Consider the following 14,759-nt stretch of genomic DNA (forward strand, 5'->3'; position numbering starts at 1 on the left):
CCGCTGAATGATCGAGCCAGCCTTTGCCCCGCGAAACAACAAGCCAGCCAAAGCCGCCTGATCAGGACTGAAAAAGACCTGATAAGGCAGACACTCGAAACCATTCAAAAGGTGATTCAGATGAAATTCGACAACTCCATCGTCCAGACAACCTTCCACAGCCCCCTGGGGGAAATGATCATTGCCGCCACCGACAAAGGCCTGGCCGGCACCTGGTTCGCGGGCCAGCGGCACCTGCCGCCGCAGCTTGTGAAGCCTTATGTGTGGCGCGAAGACCCTGAGCATCCGGTGCTGAAACAAACCATCCAGCAGTTGACCGAATACTATGCCGGCACGCGCACGACCTTCGACCTGCCGCTGGACCTGGGCCACGGCACGGCCTTCCAGCAGTCGGTGTGGCAGGCGCTGCTGGCCATCCCGCAGGGCGGCACCCTGAGCTACGGCCAGGTGAGCCAGAACATCGGGAAACCCGCAGCGGTGCGCGCCGTGGGCGCGGCCGTCGGGCGCAACCCGGTCAGCGTGATCGTGCCCTGCCACCGCGTGCTGGGCTCCGACGGTTCGCTCACGGGCTACGCCGGCGGCCTGCACCGCAAAACCGCCTTGCTTAAACTCGAAGGCGCACTACAGGAGAGCATGTTATGAGTTCCAGCCCTTCCGGCATCGCCGCGCCCCTGGGCGCGGCCGCCGCCCAACCCAAAAGCTGGGCCGCCGATTTTGTGATGCTGGCCGCCATCTGGGGCTCGTCCTTTTTGTTCATGCGCATCAGCACGGTGGAGTTCGGCCCGCTGCCGACCGCCGCCGTGCGCGTGGGCATCGCCGCGCTGTTTTTGCTGCCCATCGTCTGGCTGCGCGGCCTGCTGCCGGACCTGAAGAAAAACTGGAAAAAGATTTTTTTCATCGGCGTGCTCAATTCCGGCATTCCGTTTGCCTGCTTTTCGTTTGCGCTGCTGTCCATCACCACCGGCCTCTCGGCGATTCTCAACGCCACCGTGCCCATGTTCGGCGCGCTGATCGCCTGGCTGTGGCTCAAGGACAAACCCAATGCCTCGCGCATCCTGGGCCTCATCGTCGGTTTTGCCGGCGTCGCCATGCTGGCCTGGGACAAGGCCACCTTCAAGCCCGATGCCTCGGGCGTGGCGCCCGGCTGGGCCGTGCTGGCCTGCCTGTTTGCCTGCATCTGCTACGGCATCTCGGCCAGCTACACCAAACGCTACCTGACGGGCATGCCGCCGCTGGTGACCGCCGCCGGCAGCCAGATAGGCGCGACCCTGGGCCTGGCCCTGCCCGCCGCCTGGCTGTGGCCGGCGCAGATGCCGGGCACGCAGGCCTGGCTGGCGCTGCTGGCCGTCGGCGTGGTCTGCACCGGACTGGCCTATATTTTGTTTTTCCGCCTGATCGAAAACGCCGGCCCGCCGCGCGCGCTGTCGGTGACCTTCCTGGTGCCCGTGTTCGCCGTGATCTATGGCGTGCTCTTCCTCGGTGAGCACGTGACGGCCTGGATGGTGATCTGCGCCGTGGTGATTGTGATCGGCACCGCGCTGTCGACCGGGCTTCTCAAGCTGGGCCGCAAAGCTGAACAGCAAAAGAAGGCATGACCTCGGCCCGCAAGACCAAACTCAAGCTGACCGCGCCCAAGCCGCGCAATCCGCTGGTGGCACCCGCGGCGCAGCGCAAGGCGGGCTCGCACCGCAAGTCGGAAGCCAGCCTGCGCAAGAAGGAAAAGATGGTGCTCAAAAAGCAGCTGTTTCAGCTGTAATACGCGCGTCGCCCTGGCCGGGTGGGAATCAGGGCGCCAAACATTCTCCGCCTGCAGTTGGCGTCCGTGCGGGTCGACCTGTCAGCCGCTGTTGGTGTTCTCAGCTTCCAGCGCGAACACAGGTCTGAGGGCCAAACAGGTTTTTCAAGTCCATCTTCGTCAGTGGCACTTGCTTGACGCCGGCAGACGTTTGCGCCGTTGCACGCAGGGTGCATGCACCCGCCGAGCCTCCGTAGGTGAGCTCGTAGGCCGCATTGGGCTCGGCGACGAAGCCCACGTTGAACGTGCAGGAAGAAACGGAGAACGAACCTGCAGCGCCTGTTCCCGCGCCCACCCCCACATTGCCCACGACGTTCAGCACGAGGAAGGTGCCTGGGGCGACCGTCGTGACCCGAGCCGTTCCGGAGTTGATGTTCTCCTTGTTGTCACCGAAGAACCACATGTCCGTGCAATCGCCCTTATGTGACTCCATGGCCCGAACCCAGCCTCCGCTCGCGTTGCGAAGCCGGACCGTCGCAACGTCAGGCCCTTCCGCGGCCTTGTACACGAAGGGCGTGCCGCATGACGACAACAGCACTGTCGCCGCCAGCAAAGAGAGGCGGGACCACATGGAATTTTTGGTTTGAGTTGGGGTGTGCATGGTCATGGTTAAGGTTGGAGGTGGGTTTCCGGAAAGTTTTCGCCTCTCCCGTCTTCGCTCGATTTTGGTGAATCAATGCTTGAGCGCTACCGTGAAACGATGGGGTAGAAGTCTATTTCTCCATCGCCGTCAGGTCCGATCCGGTAACGAGTTGGCTCGGCTGAGCTGGGATGAATCTCCAGATGCGCGAGACCGCCGCCGCACACACCGAAAGGAATGGCGCCCAGCGTCACGGGCTCTTGGGGTAGATACAGCGTGACGGTTTCGCCGGCCTTCACCAGCGCCGCCATCTTGCCATTGACAAACAAGGTGGTGGGGCAATCGGATCCGGCAAAGCCGGAGTCTCGCGTGACCGATACCGTGGCCTTGTCGGGCGCCGCCTCCGAGAACAGCAGATGCCGGGTCGAGGGGACTGTGGCGGCCTCACCGCCTGGCCTTTGAAGGGTGGCGCAACCGAGCAGTGTGGCGAGCAGGGCCAAAGAGGCGACTAACTTCATGGTGATTCTTTAACTTTGTAGGGGGCCGTCCGACCTGGAAAGGCTGGAGTCCAAGAGCGTGGCCAGGTGCGCCCGCTCACCGATTCTAGGTGGACAGCCTGCCAGGCGCCTCCTCAATATGGACGAGCGCAGGCCCAAACAATATGAGCGGTATGTGAAATCGGCGAAGCAGAAAAATGCAGGGTGACGGCAATGCATTGCAGTGCCCTTGCCGGTCCATTTCGGGGATATATTGGCGGAACTTGTTACCCACACACCACGGAGGAAGGCATGAGCGACACCATCTGGGTCCGCAGAAAGTCAAGAGTCGGCACCGATGATTCAGGCGACGACTACGACCACTCGCTTTTTTGCAAGGCCTCTGAAGCACTCGATGAACTCGCCAAAAGCCTGGGCGTGCCTCTGCTTTCAGACTTCATCGACACCACCGACATGCAGTACAACTTTTCCGAGGAAGAACTCCCTGAGTCGTGGATCGCCGAGAACGAAAAGTGGTTTGCACCCGCGGATGCCTTGCCGTCGCTCACGAAGATCGTCGAGCGTTTGAAATCGGGCGAAGTCAAGGGCATCAAGGAAAAGCTGCGCCCCGGGCTCATTGAGGAACTTGAAGACTGCCTGACCAAAGTATCCGAGGCCGAGCGAGAGGCAGACCAGTTCCATTTCTGTCTCGTGATGTGAGGCCTGCTCAGGAGAATCCATGTTTGACCATGTCAAATTCGGCGTCAGCGACTATGCAGCGAGCAAGGCCTTCTTCCTCAAGGCACTTGAGCCGCTCGGCGTGACTGTTGCCTCGGAGGGACCGCCGGCCTACGGCGTCGAGCTTGTTAGCCCAAAGGCCAAGGCTTCTTTATGCCTGTTCCAAACCGGGGAGAAGCCGGCGCATCTTCACCTGGCGTTCGCAGCCGAAAATCGCCGGCAAGTCGAAGCCTTCTATCGCGCGGCCCTGGAGGCGGGTGGCCAAGACAATGGCGCACCCGGCCTTCGCCCGCACTACCACGCGAACTACTATGCGGCTTTTGTCATTGGCCCGGATGGGCACAACATCGAGGTGGTTTGCCACGAATCTGAGGCCTGAGCCATCCTTCACCTGCGCATCATCTTCGGAGGTGACCTCAGTCCGACCTTGGCCGCGAAAGATTGGGGAAAACTTCAACACCGATGGCAATCCCCAGCTTTACCGCAAGAGACATAGTCTCCAATTTAAGGTTATCGCCAATATTGATCGCGCCGGGCAGTTGCACGATCACTTGCAACTCGCCACCCGATGCCAACAAACGAGAAACGAATGCTTGTTTCTCATGTAGCCACACCAGAACCTCGTGAACTTCGTCGAAGAACAGCCGTGCGTCCTCAGTCCATGACGTATGGTTCCACATCATGTTCTGGGTGAATTTGCGCTCACCGGCATTCCACGCGTGATCAGGCTCCATATCCAACGCAGTGGTGACTTCGTCTGCCAGCATGGTCGGATGGCCGATGAGCAACCTGACGCTGTAGTAATACGCAAACTCTCTTTCGATATCGCCCTTGATCTGCTTATCCAGCATGAATCTCCCTCTGCTTGGGTGTTGGCCGGCTGCTGGATTCCTAGCGGTCCGCCTTATTAAAACGACCTGCGGCCACGCCAAATGCGAACCCGCAGAAAATCCCTCCCAGTACGCCAATAGCCTTGAACGTCGTACTCCGGCTCTGCTCAATTCCCGCAACATCTTCTTTGCTGGGCGCACCGGGTGAAACCGCGGCAGCCACAGCGTCTACCTTTCGATTGAAGTAAGGGTCAACAATCAGCCATCCGATGCCAAACCACCCCACCGAAAGCCAAAAGGCGACGGCGGCGACGATCCAGCTCACCCAATAGATTTTGCGATTCATCCGGCTCCGCCACTTGATTGCGAATTTTCAGTCGAAGTACGGCTCCCCACCCGGCCATTGCACGACTTGATTCGCCGTACGGTTTTTCAACACTGACTTTACAAAATCGAGCGCACATTCCAAAGCGTTGAGCAGGTCAGAACCGAAGATATTCAGAGGTTCACTCATGAGGCCACGAATATAAACAGGGCAGACTGCCTCAATTTCAGGCTCCGACCACCGGGGGCGTCCAATTTCGATGTAGAGGTCTACCCGACTTCCCTCTATTGAATCGACAAGCCACAGTTTGCGTTCGATTATCTTGTCAAAGGACATGGGTGACTTCACTCTTGTTGGCATGGCCCGGTCATTTACTGCAACGCCCCCGCCACCACATTAATGCTGAGCGCCAATATCAGCATGTTGAAGCCGAAGGACAGCACGCTGTGCACCAGCGTGAGCCGGCGCATCTCGCGCGAGGTAACCTGCACGTCGGAGACCTGCGAGGTCATGCCGACTACGTGGGCGTAGTACAGAAAGTCGAAATAGTCCGGGTCCAGACCGCCGGGAAAACACAGGCCGGGGCCGTCGGGTTCGTTGAGTTTTTCTTCCTGGTAGTAGCGGTGCGCGTACCGGAAGGCGTAAATCGTCTGCATGAACAACCAGGAGGCGGCCAGGGCCGCGACGGCGAGCACGATGTGCAGGGTGCGCTCCATGCCCGAGAGGTTTTTGGCCTGCTGCATCATGACCGTGATGGCCGCGACGCAGGCCATGGTGGCCAGCAGCATCAGCAAAAACAGCACGACGCTGGGTTCGTCCTGGGCTTGCGCGCGTTCGCGTGTGCGTTTGGCGTCGAAGCGCACGCAGAGCCACCAGGCCAGCCCGAGGTAAACGGCGATGCCGGCGCACCAGCCCAGCAGGCCGCAGAACTGCCAGCCCAGGGGCAGCGGCAAGGCCGCCACGATCAATCCCGCGACCAGACCCAGGGTGAGGCGCTGCGGGCCCGTGGTTTCGGAGAAATGTTTGCGCATGGGGTGGATTGTGAAGCAGCACCCGCGAAACCCCAAGACAAAGGGCCTGCAAGAAACTTGCAAGCCCTTTTCGGATTTGGCGGAGTGGACGGAATTCGAACCCGCGCCCCCCCTACGTTACAGCCGGCTTTTGGCGAATTCCCTGGATTTTTATTGCCGGATTCTTCCGTTGCCGCTGATGATGGTCATCTCCACGAAGCGCGAACCATTGCGCATCCCCGGCCGAAATCCGATGACGTATCCTCCGAGATCAAGGCTTTCCAGTCCATCCAGAGCGGAAGCAAAACCTTCACGGGTCACACGCGTGCCTTGCCGCCGGGCGGCTTCAACGATCACCTTTGCAGCGATGAAGCCTTCCATCATGGCGTAGCTGATCGGAACATCCTGCGCTCCGGCGGTTGCCGCGACGTCGTTGAATTCCTTGGAAAGCCGGTTGGTCATTTTGTAGGGGCTGGGCGTGACCTGGGCGATCGCGATGCCTTGCATCTGCTCTTCCGACAGCCGTTTCGACATCTGCTCAATGTCCGCGCCCGAATGCGCGAACAGTTGGGCCGTTCCCCCGGCTGAACGGTATTTCTCAACAAAGTTCGAAGCAGCGCCTCCACTCGCAATCATGATGATCGCCTGCGGTGCTGCCTGCAGCATGGCGTCAGCGGCGGCACTCACGCGGTTGGTTCCGGTGTCATAACCCGCCGTTTGCACGATCCTGGCCTTGGCATTCGCTGCTGCTTCCTGTGCGGCGGCGATGAGTGGCGCAGCGCCGGAGCCATTTTCGTGAAACAAGCCAAGCCGGGTGATTCCGACCGTGGCCAGGTGCGCCGTGATTCTGGCAAGTTCGTCTCGCAAGGTGGCGCGCACACCGTAAAGTTGCGGAGCGTCCAGGTTCAGTTCGGTCGCGCGGAAGCCGACCAGCACGATGCGCTCGCGCTCGAAGACGCCCGCGCTGATCAGTTGGGCGATATTGCGGCTTCCAAAGTAGCCGGCAAGCACCACCGGCTTGTCCTCGGCCAGAAGCGCGCGTGTCTGGCTGAGCGTTTCATCGGGTCGCCCGGCGTCGTCGCGGCGCGCCAGGGTGAAGGTGTTTCCGTTGACGCCACCCGCCTTGTTCACGGCGTTGAAATGCAACAGCATGCCGGCCGCGTAGGCGCGGCCCTGGCTCGCGTCGATACCGGTCAACGGCGCCACTTGACCGACTACAAGCTGCGCGGCCGGCACGGACGACGTTATGCCGCCTGCGATGACCAGGCCCGCCAGGCGGGCAATCCACTGAGCAGTTCTCATTTTCAGTTTCCTTCACGAGGTCCAACCCGCGCGTGCAACGTTTTCACCTGTCAAGCCCAAGACCGTCGACGGCGAATCCGGTCCCGCGGGCAAGCATCCCCGCCGGCGGCCACGGCTACGCTCAATCGACCCGGATGTTGGAGCGCAGAACAACCGCGCGCATGCGGGGGAGTTCGTTTTCGATGCGCGCCGCCACCGCGGAAGCGGGTTCCCAGGCTTGCTCGAGTCCGTTCGCCACGAGCTTGTCGCGAATCTCGGGATCCTTCATGGTGTCGGCCAGCGCCTTCTGCAGTTTGGCTTTTACGTCCGCCGGCAAGCCCTTGGGCGCGGCAATGGCGAGCCAGGAATCGGCCGAGAAGCCGGTGAAACCGCTCTCCGCAACGGTCGCCACGGTGGGCATTTGTGTCGCGCGGCTCGCGCCGGTGACGGCGATAGCCTTGATCTTCGGTTTCGCCGCCTTCAGCTGCGGCAGCGCCGCTGCGACGGTGTCAATCGCGAACGGGATCTGGCCGGCCATCAAGTCGGTCATCGCCGGCGCGCTGCCCTTGTAAGCGATGTGCTGCAGCCTGATGCCGGCGGTGCTCCAGAGCAATTCGCCGGCGAAGTGCCCCGTGGTACCGTTGCCGAAGGAGCCGTACACGTACTTGTCCGGTGCGCGTTGCACCGCCGCGATCAGCTGCTTCAGGTCGTTGATCGGGACATCGGCGTTGGCCAGCAAAACCAGGGGAACGCGCGCCACCATTCCGACAGGCTCGAAACTCTTGATCGGGTCGTAAGGCAGCTTGGGCATGAGTGCCGGGTTGACCGTGAAGGTCGATCCCGAGCTGATCAGCAGTGTGTAGCCGTCCGGCGCCGCCTTGGCGACGAATGCGGCACCGACGATGGTGCCGGCACCCGGGCGGTTGTCGATAACCACAGGCTGCCCCAGGCGCTCGCCGAGCTTTTTGGCGACCAGCCGTCCGGCGATGTCGGTGGCACCTCCCGGCGGAAAAGGGATGACCAGCTGGACCGGCTTGGACGGATAACCCTGCGCATGGACGCTGGCCCAGGGGGCCAGCAAGACCAGCGCCATGGCCAGGAAGAAGCGCTTCTCATAGCTTGGTTTCATCATCGTGGTGCTCCTCTTGATACGGCATGGGCCGCGTTGAAAGAAAGTCTATCGCCGAGGCTGTGTAACAGGGTTGCAATATGATCGACTTTTTAGATGAAATATTCTGAATTTCTCGATAAAAAGTTTTGAAAATTGTGCAATTAAATAAACTAAAGAAATAAAAATTCGCTTACAGAATGAAACCATTGCCCGACAGCGCATCGTCGCGCTGCTCAATCCTGCTTCGCGGAACCTTGGCATGCAGGTCGTGATCGGCGTGGTATTGGAGCGGCCCACACCTCGGTCTTCACCGATTTCGAAAAAGCGGTGATGAAGGTGCCGGGCTGCCAGGAGTGCGTGGTGGTGACGGGCGAGTTCGACCATTTCGTCACCGTCCGCACGCAGGACATGAAGGGAAGGCCGAAAACGAAAAAAGGGCCTGCAAGAAATCTTGCAGGCCCTTTTCGGATTTTGGCGGAGTGGACGGGACTCGAACCCGCGACCCCCGGCGTGACAGGCCGGTATTCTAACCAACTGAACTACCACTCCTGGTAGTGACAACATTCGCTCTTTCGAGCCAAGTCGCTTGCCCTTGCGGGCCGGCGGTTGTCAACTTGCGCCTTGGGCATCACACGAGGTGATGAATGCTGGCGACCCTAAGGGGATTCGAACCCCTGTAGCCACCGTGAAAGGGTGGTGTCCTAGGCCTCTAGACGATAGGGTCAAAACCTTGGAACTTCTGGATGGCCCTGCTGTGACACAAGGACCGTACAACTCTCAAATTCTTCGCGACAAACTTTGGTGGAGGTAAGCGGGATCGAACCGCTGACCTCTTGCATGCCATGCAAGCGCTCTCCCAGCTGAGCTATACCCCCTTCAAGCTATTGCAAGTTGCCCTGCAATTGTGTCGAGCCTTGAATTATAGCCCGAAAATTTGATGTTTTTCAAATCCTCAAACAAGCTTGAGCCGGGAGACCACATCTTCGCGTTTCATGAGCTCCAGAAGAGCGTCGAGTGACGGCGTCTGCGGCGTGCCCATGACCAGCACGCGCACCGGCATGGCCAGTTGCGGCATCTTGAGGCCGGTGTCGGCCAGCACCTGCTTGATGGCCGCGGAAATCGCGGCCTTGTTCCACTCGGCCGAGCCCAGGGCTTCGGCGAGTTTGGCGAGCGCTGGGCGCACGGCATCGGTCACGTGCGTGGCCAGGTCTTCGGCGCCGGGCTGGCCGCCTGTGACCAGGCGTTGCAGCCACCCGGCCAGTTCCACCAGCGTGCTGCAGCGGTCCTTGAACAGGCCGCAGCCGCGCGCGATCCATGCAGTGTCTTGCCCCGTGACGCCTTGCGCCGCGAGGAAAGGTGCGACCGCCTCGGCGAGCTTGTCGTCGGCCATGGCCTTGAGGTGCTGGGCATTGACCCAGCGCAGCTTGGCTTCATCAAACTGCGCGGCGCTCTTGCCCAAATGGTCGAGGTTGAACCAGGCGATGAACTGTTCGCGGCTGAAGATTTCGTCGTCGCCGTGGCTCCAGCCCAGGCGCGCCAGGTAGTTGACCATGGCGTCGGGCAGATAGCCTTCGGCGGCGTACTGCGTGACCGGCTTGGCGCCGTTGCGCTTGCTGAGTTTTTCGCCCTGCTCGTTGAGCACGGTTGGCAGGTGGGCATACACCGGCGGCTCCTTGCCCAGGGCCCTGAAGATGTTGATCTGGCGCGGCGTGTTGTTCACGTGGTCGTCGCCGCGAATCACATGGGTCATGGCCATGTCGATGTCGTCGACCACCACGCAGAAGTTATAGGTCGGCGTGCCGTCGGGCCGCGCGATGACGAGGTCGTCGAGTTCGTCGTTGCTGATCTCGATGCGGCCCTTGACCTTGTCGTCCCACACCACGCTGCCGCCCTGCGGGTTCATGAAGCGCAGCACCGGCTGCACGCCTTCGGGCACGGGCGGCAGGGTCTTGCCGGGCGCGGGGCGCCAGGTGCCGTCATAGCGCGGTTTTTCCTTGGCGGCCATCTGCTTTTCGCGCAGGGCGTCAAGCTCGGCCACGCTCATGTAGCAGGGATAGACCAGGCCGTCGGCGCGCATCTGCGCGAGCACGGCCTTGTAGCGGTCCATGCGCTGCATCTGGAAGAACGGGCCTTCGTCGTGGTTCAGGCCCAGCCAGCGCATGCCTTCGATGATGACGTCGACGGCCTCCTGGCTGGAGCGCTCCACGTCGGTGTCTTCGATGCGCAGGATGAAGTCGCCGCCGGTGGCGCGGGCAAAAGCCCACGGGTAAAGCGCGGAGCGGATGTTGCCGAGGTGGATGAAACCTGTCGGTGAAGGAGCGAAGCGGGTGCGGGTCTTTTGAGTCATTACTGCAGTCATGCGATGAGGCTGAGGCCGCGGGAGAGGTCGGCCTTGATGTCGTCCACGTGGTCCAGCCCGACGGCCACGCGCACCAGGCCCTGGCCTATGCCGGCGGCCTGGCGCTGCTCTTCGCTGAGGCGCCCATGCGAGGTGGTGGCCGAGTGGCTGATGATAGTCTTGGTGTCGCCAAGATTGGTGGCGATGCTGAGCACCTGCGTGCTGTTGATGACCTGGAAGGCGTTGGCGCGCGCCGTTTCCGGTGTGTCGCCGCGCACGTCGAAGGACAGCACCGCGCCGCCCAGCCCCGACTGCTGGCGCATGGCCAGTTCGTGCTGAGGATGCGATGCCAGGCCCGGGTAGTACACACGCTTCACGGCGGGCTGGGTTTCCAGCCACTGCGCGACGGCCAGCGCGTTGGCACTTTGCGCCTGCATGCGGATGCTCAAGGTCTCCAGTCCCTTGAGCACGACCCAGGCATTGAAGGGCGCCAGCGTCATGCCGGCGGTGCGCACGATGGGGCCGAACACGTCGACGATGAGTTTTGAAGGACCACACAGCGCGCCCGCCATCACACGGCCCTGGCCGTCCAGGTACTTGGTGCCCGAATGCATGATGAGGTCGGCGCCGAATTCCACCGGGCGTTGCAGCGCCGGCGAGCAAAAGCAGTTGTCGACGGCCAGCAAGGCGCCCACGCTGTGCGCCAGGTCGGCCAGCGCCCGGATGTCGCAGACTTCGGTCAGCGGGTTGGTCGGCGTTTCGGCGAACAGCAGCTTGGTGCCGGGACGCAAGGCGGCCTTCCACTCGCTGAGGTCGGTCTGCGAGACAAAGGTGGTCTCAACGCCGAACTTGCCGAACTCGCGGCCTATCAGGGCGATGGTCGAGCCGAACATGGAGCGCGAGCAGATCACGTGGTCGCCGGCTTTCAGCAGGCCCATGCACATCATGAGGATGGCGCCCATGCCGGTGGAGGCGCCAATGGCCGCTTCCGTGCCCTCGAGCGCGGCGAGGCGGCGCTCAAAGCTCGTGACCGTGGGGTTGGACGTGCGGCCGTAGGTGTAGCCCTCCGTCGGGTCGGCAAAGCGCCGCGCCGAGGTCTCGGCATCGGGTTGCACGAAGCCGCTGGTCAGGTACAGCGCTTCGGAGTTTTCGCCGTGCTGGCTGGGCTCCAGTGCCACGCGCACGGCCAGCGTGTCGCGGTGCAGGTTGCGCGGCAATTCTCTTTTCTTGGTCATGCTCAGGCTTCCTGCGGATTCGGCAGCGCCAGGCGTGACACGTCCACGTCGCTGTCTTCGCCGATTTTTTCGGCGGTGTCGGCGCGCTGCGAGTTCATCGCGGCAATGGTTTCCGCCGTGACGTCGCCGGTGATGTAGACGCCGTCGAAACAGGAGGCGTCAAAGCCGTCGAGCTTGCCGTTGAGCGAGCCGATGGCGCGTTTCATGCCTTCCACGTCCTGGTAGATCAGCGCGTCGCAGCCAATGACTTCGCGGATCTCTTCAATCGTGCGGCCGTGCGCCACCAGTTCGCCCGGCGTGGGCATGTCGATGCCGTAGACGTTGGGAAAACGCACCGGCGGCGCGGCGCTGGCCAGGTAGACCTTTTTGGCCCCGGCGTCGCGCGCCATCTGCACGATCTCACGGCTGGTGGTGCCGCGCACGATGGAGTCGTCGACCAGCAGCACGTTGCGGCCCTTGAATTCGCTGGCGATCACGTTGAGCTTCTGGCGCACGGATTTCTTGCGCACGCCCTGCCCCGGCATGATGAAGGTGCGGCCCACGTAGCGGTTCTTGACGAAGCCTTCGCGGTAGGGAATGCCCAGCAGGTGCGCCAGCTGCGTGGCGCTGGGGCGGCTGGATTCGGGAATCGGGATGATCACGTCGATCTCGTTGGGCGGCACGGTGGAGACCACACGCTTGGCCAGCGTCTCGCCGAGGTTCAGGCGGGCCTGGTAGACCGAAATGCCGTCCAGCACCGAGTCGGGGCGTGCCAGGTAGACGAACTCAAAGATGCAGGGGTTGAGCTTGGCGTTGGGCGCGCATTGTTCGGCGTGCACCACACCCTCCATGTCCACGTACACGGCTTCGCCCGGCGCGATGTCGCGCTCGAACTGGTGCGAGGTGCCTTCCAGGGCCACCGATTCGCTGGCCACCATGACGGTGGCGCCGCCCTCGTTCTGGCCGCGGCCTATGCACAGCGGGCGGATGCCGAAGGGATCGCGGAAAGCCAGCAGGCCGTGGCCGGCGATCAGCGCGACGACGGCGTAGGAGCCCTTCACACGCTTGTGCACGCCGCGCACCGCGGCGAACACGTCGACGGGCTTGAGCGGCAGGCCGCGCGTGGTTTTTTCGAGCTCGTGCGCCAGCACGTTGAGCAGCACTTCGGAGTCGCTGTCGGTGTTGATGTGGCGGTGGTCGGTGTTGAAGAGCTCGGCCTTGAGCTCGGCCGCGTTGGTCAGGTTGCCGTTGTGCGAGAGCACCAGGCCGAAAGGCGCGTTGACGTAAAAAGGCTGGGCCTCGTCTTCGCTGTAGGCGTTGCCGGCCGTGGGGTAGCGCACCTGGCCCAGGCCCACCGTGCCCGGCAGCGCGCGCATGTTGCGGGTGCGAAACACGTCGCGCACCATGCCCTTGGCCTTGTGCATGTAGAACTTGCGCCCCTGCTGCGTGACGATGCCCGCCGCATCCTGGCCGCGGTGCTGCAGCAGCAGCAGGCCGTCATAGATGAGCTGGTTGACGGGGGCTTTGCTGACGACGCCGACTATCCCGCACATGGTGTTCCGATCATGATGAGTTGACTCTTCAAAGTTAAGTTAAATACTTGGCAAACTGTTCGGGCAACACCGGCTTCAGGGCTTTGAGCGTGGCCGCCAACACCGGCGCGCCCTTGGATTCCCGCCACCAGCTGCTGGTTTTCAGCGCCGTCATGTCGATCACGACGGTCGCCGCCAGCAACAAAATCACGCCGCGCAGCACGCCGAAGGCCGCGCCCAACACACGGTCCACGGGCGCCAGGCCGACCGCGGCCACCAGCTTCTTGACCAAAAACGCCAGCAACCCCGCCGCGAACACCGAGGCAATGAAGATCAGCACAAAGGCCGCCGCATAACGCACCGGGTCGGCCGCCGACTGCAGCGGCAGCCGGGTGGCCAGGTCGGGCGCAAACCATTGCGCCACAAAAAACGACACGACCCAGCCCAGCACCGACAACACCTCGTACACCAGCCCGCGCCATGCGCCCAGCAGCATGGAAAAAACCAGCACCCCCAGCAAAATCCAGTCAACAGCCGTCACGAGTCAGCCAGATGCCAGTACTGCAACCCGGAAGTAGCGAAACACAATGAAAGTGATGGATTCGCGCTCAGGGCAAGGCGCAAGCCGCAGCGAAGGCTGGACGCCTTCGCAAGGCTTGCAACGCCGCCATGGGTGCGAAGACGCGCTTTCATGTTTCGATACTTTCGGGTTGCAGTACTAAATTACAAGGTCAGGATGGCGGCGGGTAAATCAAGGCTCTTGATTTTTCCGGCGGCTTTTTCAGCCTCGGCCTTGGTGGCAAACGGCCCCACACGGACCCGTATGCGCTTGCCGTCCTTGGTTTCCGCGACCTGTGTATAGGTTTTCAGCCCGGCTTTTTCGAGCTTCAGGCGCGCCTCGCGCGCCTTGGCGACGTCGGCAAAGGCGCCCACCTGCACCACCAGCCGGCCTTCGGCCTCGGCGGCGGCCGGTTTGGCGGCGGGCGGTGGCGTGTTGCCGTTGAGCAGCGCGCTGGCGCGGGCGGCGTCGGCATTGGCCACGGGTTTGGGTTCAGGCTTGGCGACCGGCTTGGGCTCAGGCTTGGCCGCAGGTTTTACCTCGGGCTTGGCTTCGGGCTTGACCGCTGCCGGCGCAGACGCTGCAGCGGCGGGTTTGGACGGCAGGATTTCTTCCTTGGGTGCCAGGCTGGCGGCGGCGGCCACCTTGTCGGCGGGCGCAGAGGCGGGCGTTGCGGTTGCCGCCGGCGCGGGGGCCGTAGCGGCCGGTGCTGGCGGCACGGCCAGCGGCTTGACCGTTCCCTTGCCGGGGATTTCGATGGGGATGTCGACCGGGATGGGCCGGGGCTGGGTGTCGAACAGCAGCGGGAAACCCACCACGCCGATGAGCACCAGCACGGCCGAGCCGATGAGGCGGTGTTTGGCGCGCTTGCGCATCACTTCCACGCTTTCCGGTTGAGCGGCTGGCCCGGCATTGGAGGCAGCGTTGGAGCCGCCCCGGCGGAAGTTGAAAAACGGCATGGTGTGGCTTG

At 62.4% G+C, this 14,759-nt stretch carries 18 protein-coding genes and 3 tRNA genes; 5 read left to right on the forward strand and 16 right to left on the reverse strand.

Translation table 11 applies throughout. The features are described from left to right. Positions 1–120: 120 nt before the first annotated feature. Genes ACSQ27_RS23350 through ACSQ27_RS23360 form a run of 3 tightly spaced genes read left to right on the forward strand, consistent with a single transcriptional unit; the run spans position 121 to position 1,756 of the window. The gene (locus ACSQ27_RS23350; protein ID WP_436157887.1) at positions 121–642 is read left to right on the forward strand and encodes a methylated-DNA--[protein]-cysteine S-methyltransferase; all 522 of its coding nucleotides are present in this window, start codon (positions 121–123) and stop codon (positions 640–642) included. Next, entirely contained in the window at positions 639–1,595 is a 957-nt protein-coding gene (locus ACSQ27_RS23355) for a DMT family transporter (protein ID WP_436157888.1), read from the forward strand. Before ACSQ27_RS23350 ends, ACSQ27_RS23355 begins: the two co-directional genes overlap by 4 nt. Continuing rightward, complete coding sequence (locus tag ACSQ27_RS23360; RefSeq protein ID WP_436157889.1) at positions 1,592–1,756, forward strand: hypothetical protein; 165 nt, start codon at positions 1,592–1,594, stop codon at positions 1,754–1,756. The genes ACSQ27_RS23355 and ACSQ27_RS23360 overlap by 4 nt, the downstream gene beginning before the upstream one ends. A gap of 100 nt (positions 1,757–1,856) precedes the next feature. Here ACSQ27_RS23360 and ACSQ27_RS23365 read toward each other — a convergent pair whose 3' ends face one another. Next, a complete protein-coding gene (locus ACSQ27_RS23365; RefSeq protein ID WP_436157890.1) occupies positions 1,857–2,402 on the reverse strand; it encodes a hypothetical protein in 546 nt (181 codons plus the stop codon). A gap of 80 nt (positions 2,403–2,482) precedes the next feature. Beyond that, a complete protein-coding gene (locus tag ACSQ27_RS23370) occupies positions 2,483–2,893 on the reverse strand; it encodes a hypothetical protein (protein WP_436157891.1) in 411 nt (136 codons plus the stop codon). A 270-nt stretch (positions 2,894–3,163) separates the two neighbouring features. Here ACSQ27_RS23370 and ACSQ27_RS23375 point away from each other — a divergent pair, with 270 nt between their 5' ends. Together ACSQ27_RS23375 and ACSQ27_RS23380 are read left to right on the forward strand one after the other, a co-directional pair. Continuing rightward, the gene (locus ACSQ27_RS23375) at positions 3,164–3,571 is read left to right on the forward strand and encodes a hypothetical protein (RefSeq protein ID WP_436157892.1); all 408 of its coding nucleotides are present in this window, start codon (positions 3,164–3,166) and stop codon (positions 3,569–3,571) included. Between the two features lie 19 nt (positions 3,572–3,590). Then, positions 3,591–3,968, forward strand: coding sequence for a VOC family protein (locus ACSQ27_RS23380; protein ID WP_436157893.1), 378 nt, complete (start codon positions 3,591–3,593; stop codon positions 3,966–3,968). 37 nt (positions 3,969–4,005) lie between these two features. Here ACSQ27_RS23380 and ACSQ27_RS23385 read toward each other — a convergent pair whose 3' ends face one another. From ACSQ27_RS23385 to ACSQ27_RS23450, 14 genes are all read right to left on the reverse strand, one after another. After that, the gene (locus ACSQ27_RS23385; RefSeq protein ID WP_436157894.1) at positions 4,006–4,440 is read right to left on the reverse strand and encodes a hypothetical protein; all 435 of its coding nucleotides are present in this window, start codon (positions 4,438–4,440) and stop codon (positions 4,006–4,008) included. A gap of 40 nt (positions 4,441–4,480) precedes the next feature. After that, positions 4,481–4,765, reverse strand: a complete 285-nt coding sequence (locus ACSQ27_RS23390; protein WP_436157895.1) for a hypothetical protein — start codon at positions 4,763–4,765, stop codon at positions 4,481–4,483. Positions 4,766–4,792: 27 nt separating this feature from the next. Beyond that, on the reverse strand, positions 4,793–5,080 hold the full coding sequence (locus tag ACSQ27_RS23395) for a hypothetical protein (protein ID WP_436157896.1): 288 nt from the start codon (positions 5,078–5,080) through the stop codon (positions 4,793–4,795). A gap of 35 nt (positions 5,081–5,115) precedes the next feature. Beyond that, positions 5,116–5,775 carry a DUF1345 domain-containing protein gene (locus tag ACSQ27_RS23400; RefSeq protein WP_436157897.1) on the reverse strand — a complete coding sequence of 220 codons (660 nt, stop codon included), beginning with the start codon at positions 5,773–5,775 and terminating at the stop codon, positions 5,116–5,118. Between the two features lie 150 nt (positions 5,776–5,925). After that, positions 5,926–7,056: an ABC transporter substrate-binding protein gene (locus ACSQ27_RS23405; RefSeq protein WP_436157898.1), complete on the reverse strand. Its 1,131-nt coding sequence runs from the start codon at positions 7,054–7,056 to the stop codon at positions 5,926–5,928. A gap of 121 nt (positions 7,057–7,177) precedes the next feature. After that, positions 7,178–8,128, reverse strand: coding sequence for a Bug family tripartite tricarboxylate transporter substrate binding protein (locus ACSQ27_RS23410; protein ID WP_436157932.1), 951 nt, complete (start codon positions 8,126–8,128; stop codon positions 7,178–7,180). 490 nt (positions 8,129–8,618) lie between these two features. Continuing rightward, positions 8,619–8,695: transfer RNA gene (locus ACSQ27_RS23415), tRNA-Asp, on the reverse strand. A gap of 99 nt (positions 8,696–8,794) precedes the next feature. Then, a tRNA-Glu gene (locus tag ACSQ27_RS23420) sits at positions 8,795–8,870 on the reverse strand. Between the two features lie 75 nt (positions 8,871–8,945). Continuing rightward, positions 8,946–9,021 (reverse strand) — tRNA-Ala (locus ACSQ27_RS23425). Positions 9,022–9,098: 77 nt separating this feature from the next. Continuing rightward, positions 9,099–10,493 (reverse strand): glutamate--tRNA ligase, encoded by a 1,395-nt coding sequence (gene gltX, locus ACSQ27_RS23430; protein ID WP_436157899.1) that lies wholly within the window; start codon positions 10,491–10,493, stop codon positions 9,099–9,101. Positions 10,494–10,501: 8 nt separating this feature from the next. After that, a complete protein-coding gene (locus tag ACSQ27_RS23435) occupies positions 10,502–11,719 on the reverse strand; it encodes an O-succinylhomoserine sulfhydrylase (RefSeq protein ID WP_436157900.1) in 1,218 nt (405 codons plus the stop codon). A 2-nt stretch (positions 11,720–11,721) separates the two neighbouring features. Then, the gene (gene purF / locus ACSQ27_RS23440) at positions 11,722–13,251 is read right to left on the reverse strand and encodes an amidophosphoribosyltransferase (RefSeq protein ID WP_436157901.1); all 1,530 of its coding nucleotides are present in this window, start codon (positions 13,249–13,251) and stop codon (positions 11,722–11,724) included. A 34-nt stretch (positions 13,252–13,285) separates the two neighbouring features. Next, complete coding sequence (locus ACSQ27_RS23445) at positions 13,286–13,771, reverse strand: CvpA family protein (protein ID WP_436157902.1); 486 nt, start codon at positions 13,769–13,771, stop codon at positions 13,286–13,288. A gap of 182 nt (positions 13,772–13,953) precedes the next feature. After that, positions 13,954–14,748: an SPOR domain-containing protein gene (locus ACSQ27_RS23450; protein ID WP_436157903.1), complete on the reverse strand. Its 795-nt coding sequence runs from the start codon at positions 14,746–14,748 to the stop codon at positions 13,954–13,956. Positions 14,749–14,759: the final 11 nt, after the last annotated feature.

The sequence above is a fragment of the Polaromonas sp. LjRoot131 genome (genome assembly GCF_964252805.1).
Classification (GTDB): Bacteria; Pseudomonadota; Gammaproteobacteria; order Burkholderiales; family Burkholderiaceae_C; genus Polaromonas.

What these genes read in the sequence shown, in the direction of transcription:
- ACSQ27_RS23435 (WP_436157900.1), bottom strand. Translation starts at nt 11,719, where the DNA reads ATGACCAAGAAAAGAGAATTGCCGCGCAACCTGCACCGCGACACGCTG.
- ACSQ27_RS23370 (WP_436157891.1), bottom strand. Translation starts at nt 2,893, where the DNA reads ATGAAGTTAGTCGCCTCTTTGGCCCTGCTCGCCACACTGCTCGGTTGC.
- ACSQ27_RS23385 (WP_436157894.1), bottom strand. Translation starts at nt 4,440, where the DNA reads ATGCTGGATAAGCAGATCAAGGGCGATATCGAAAGAGAGTTTGCGTAT.
- ACSQ27_RS23380 (WP_436157893.1), top strand. Translation starts at nt 3,591, where the DNA reads ATGTTTGACCATGTCAAATTCGGCGTCAGCGACTATGCAGCGAGCAAG.
- ACSQ27_RS23395 (WP_436157896.1), bottom strand. Translation starts at nt 5,080, where the DNA reads ATGTCCTTTGACAAGATAATCGAACGCAAACTGTGGCTTGTCGATTCA.
- ACSQ27_RS23450 (WP_436157903.1), bottom strand. Translation starts at nt 14,748, where the DNA reads ATGCCGTTTTTCAACTTCCGCCGGGGCGGCTCCAACGCTGCCTCCAAT.
- purF (WP_436157901.1), bottom strand. Translation starts at nt 13,251, where the DNA reads ATGTGCGGGATAGTCGGCGTCGTCAGCAAAGCCCCCGTCAACCAGCTC.
- ACSQ27_RS23375 (WP_436157892.1), top strand. Translation starts at nt 3,164, where the DNA reads ATGAGCGACACCATCTGGGTCCGCAGAAAGTCAAGAGTCGGCACCGAT.
- ACSQ27_RS23410 (WP_436157932.1), bottom strand. Translation starts at nt 8,128, where the DNA reads ATGGCGCTGGTCTTGCTGGCCCCCTGGGCCAGCGTCCATGCGCAGGGT.
- ACSQ27_RS23350 (WP_436157887.1), top strand. Translation starts at nt 121, where the DNA reads ATGAAATTCGACAACTCCATCGTCCAGACAACCTTCCACAGCCCCCTG.
- gltX (WP_436157899.1), bottom strand. Translation starts at nt 10,493, where the DNA reads ATGACTCAAAAGACCCGCACCCGCTTCGCTCCTTCACCGACAGGTTTC.
- ACSQ27_RS23360 (WP_436157889.1), top strand. Translation starts at nt 1,592, where the DNA reads ATGACCTCGGCCCGCAAGACCAAACTCAAGCTGACCGCGCCCAAGCCG.
- ACSQ27_RS23390 (WP_436157895.1), bottom strand. Translation starts at nt 4,765, where the DNA reads ATGAATCGCAAAATCTATTGGGTGAGCTGGATCGTCGCCGCCGTCGCC.
- ACSQ27_RS23365 (WP_436157890.1), bottom strand. Translation starts at nt 2,402, where the DNA reads ATGACCATGCACACCCCAACTCAAACCAAAAATTCCATGTGGTCCCGC.
- ACSQ27_RS23400 (WP_436157897.1), bottom strand. Translation starts at nt 5,775, where the DNA reads ATGCGCAAACATTTCTCCGAAACCACGGGCCCGCAGCGCCTCACCCTG.
- ACSQ27_RS23355 (WP_436157888.1), top strand. Translation starts at nt 639, where the DNA reads ATGAGTTCCAGCCCTTCCGGCATCGCCGCGCCCCTGGGCGCGGCCGCC.
- ACSQ27_RS23405 (WP_436157898.1), bottom strand. Translation starts at nt 7,056, where the DNA reads ATGAGAACTGCTCAGTGGATTGCCCGCCTGGCGGGCCTGGTCATCGCA.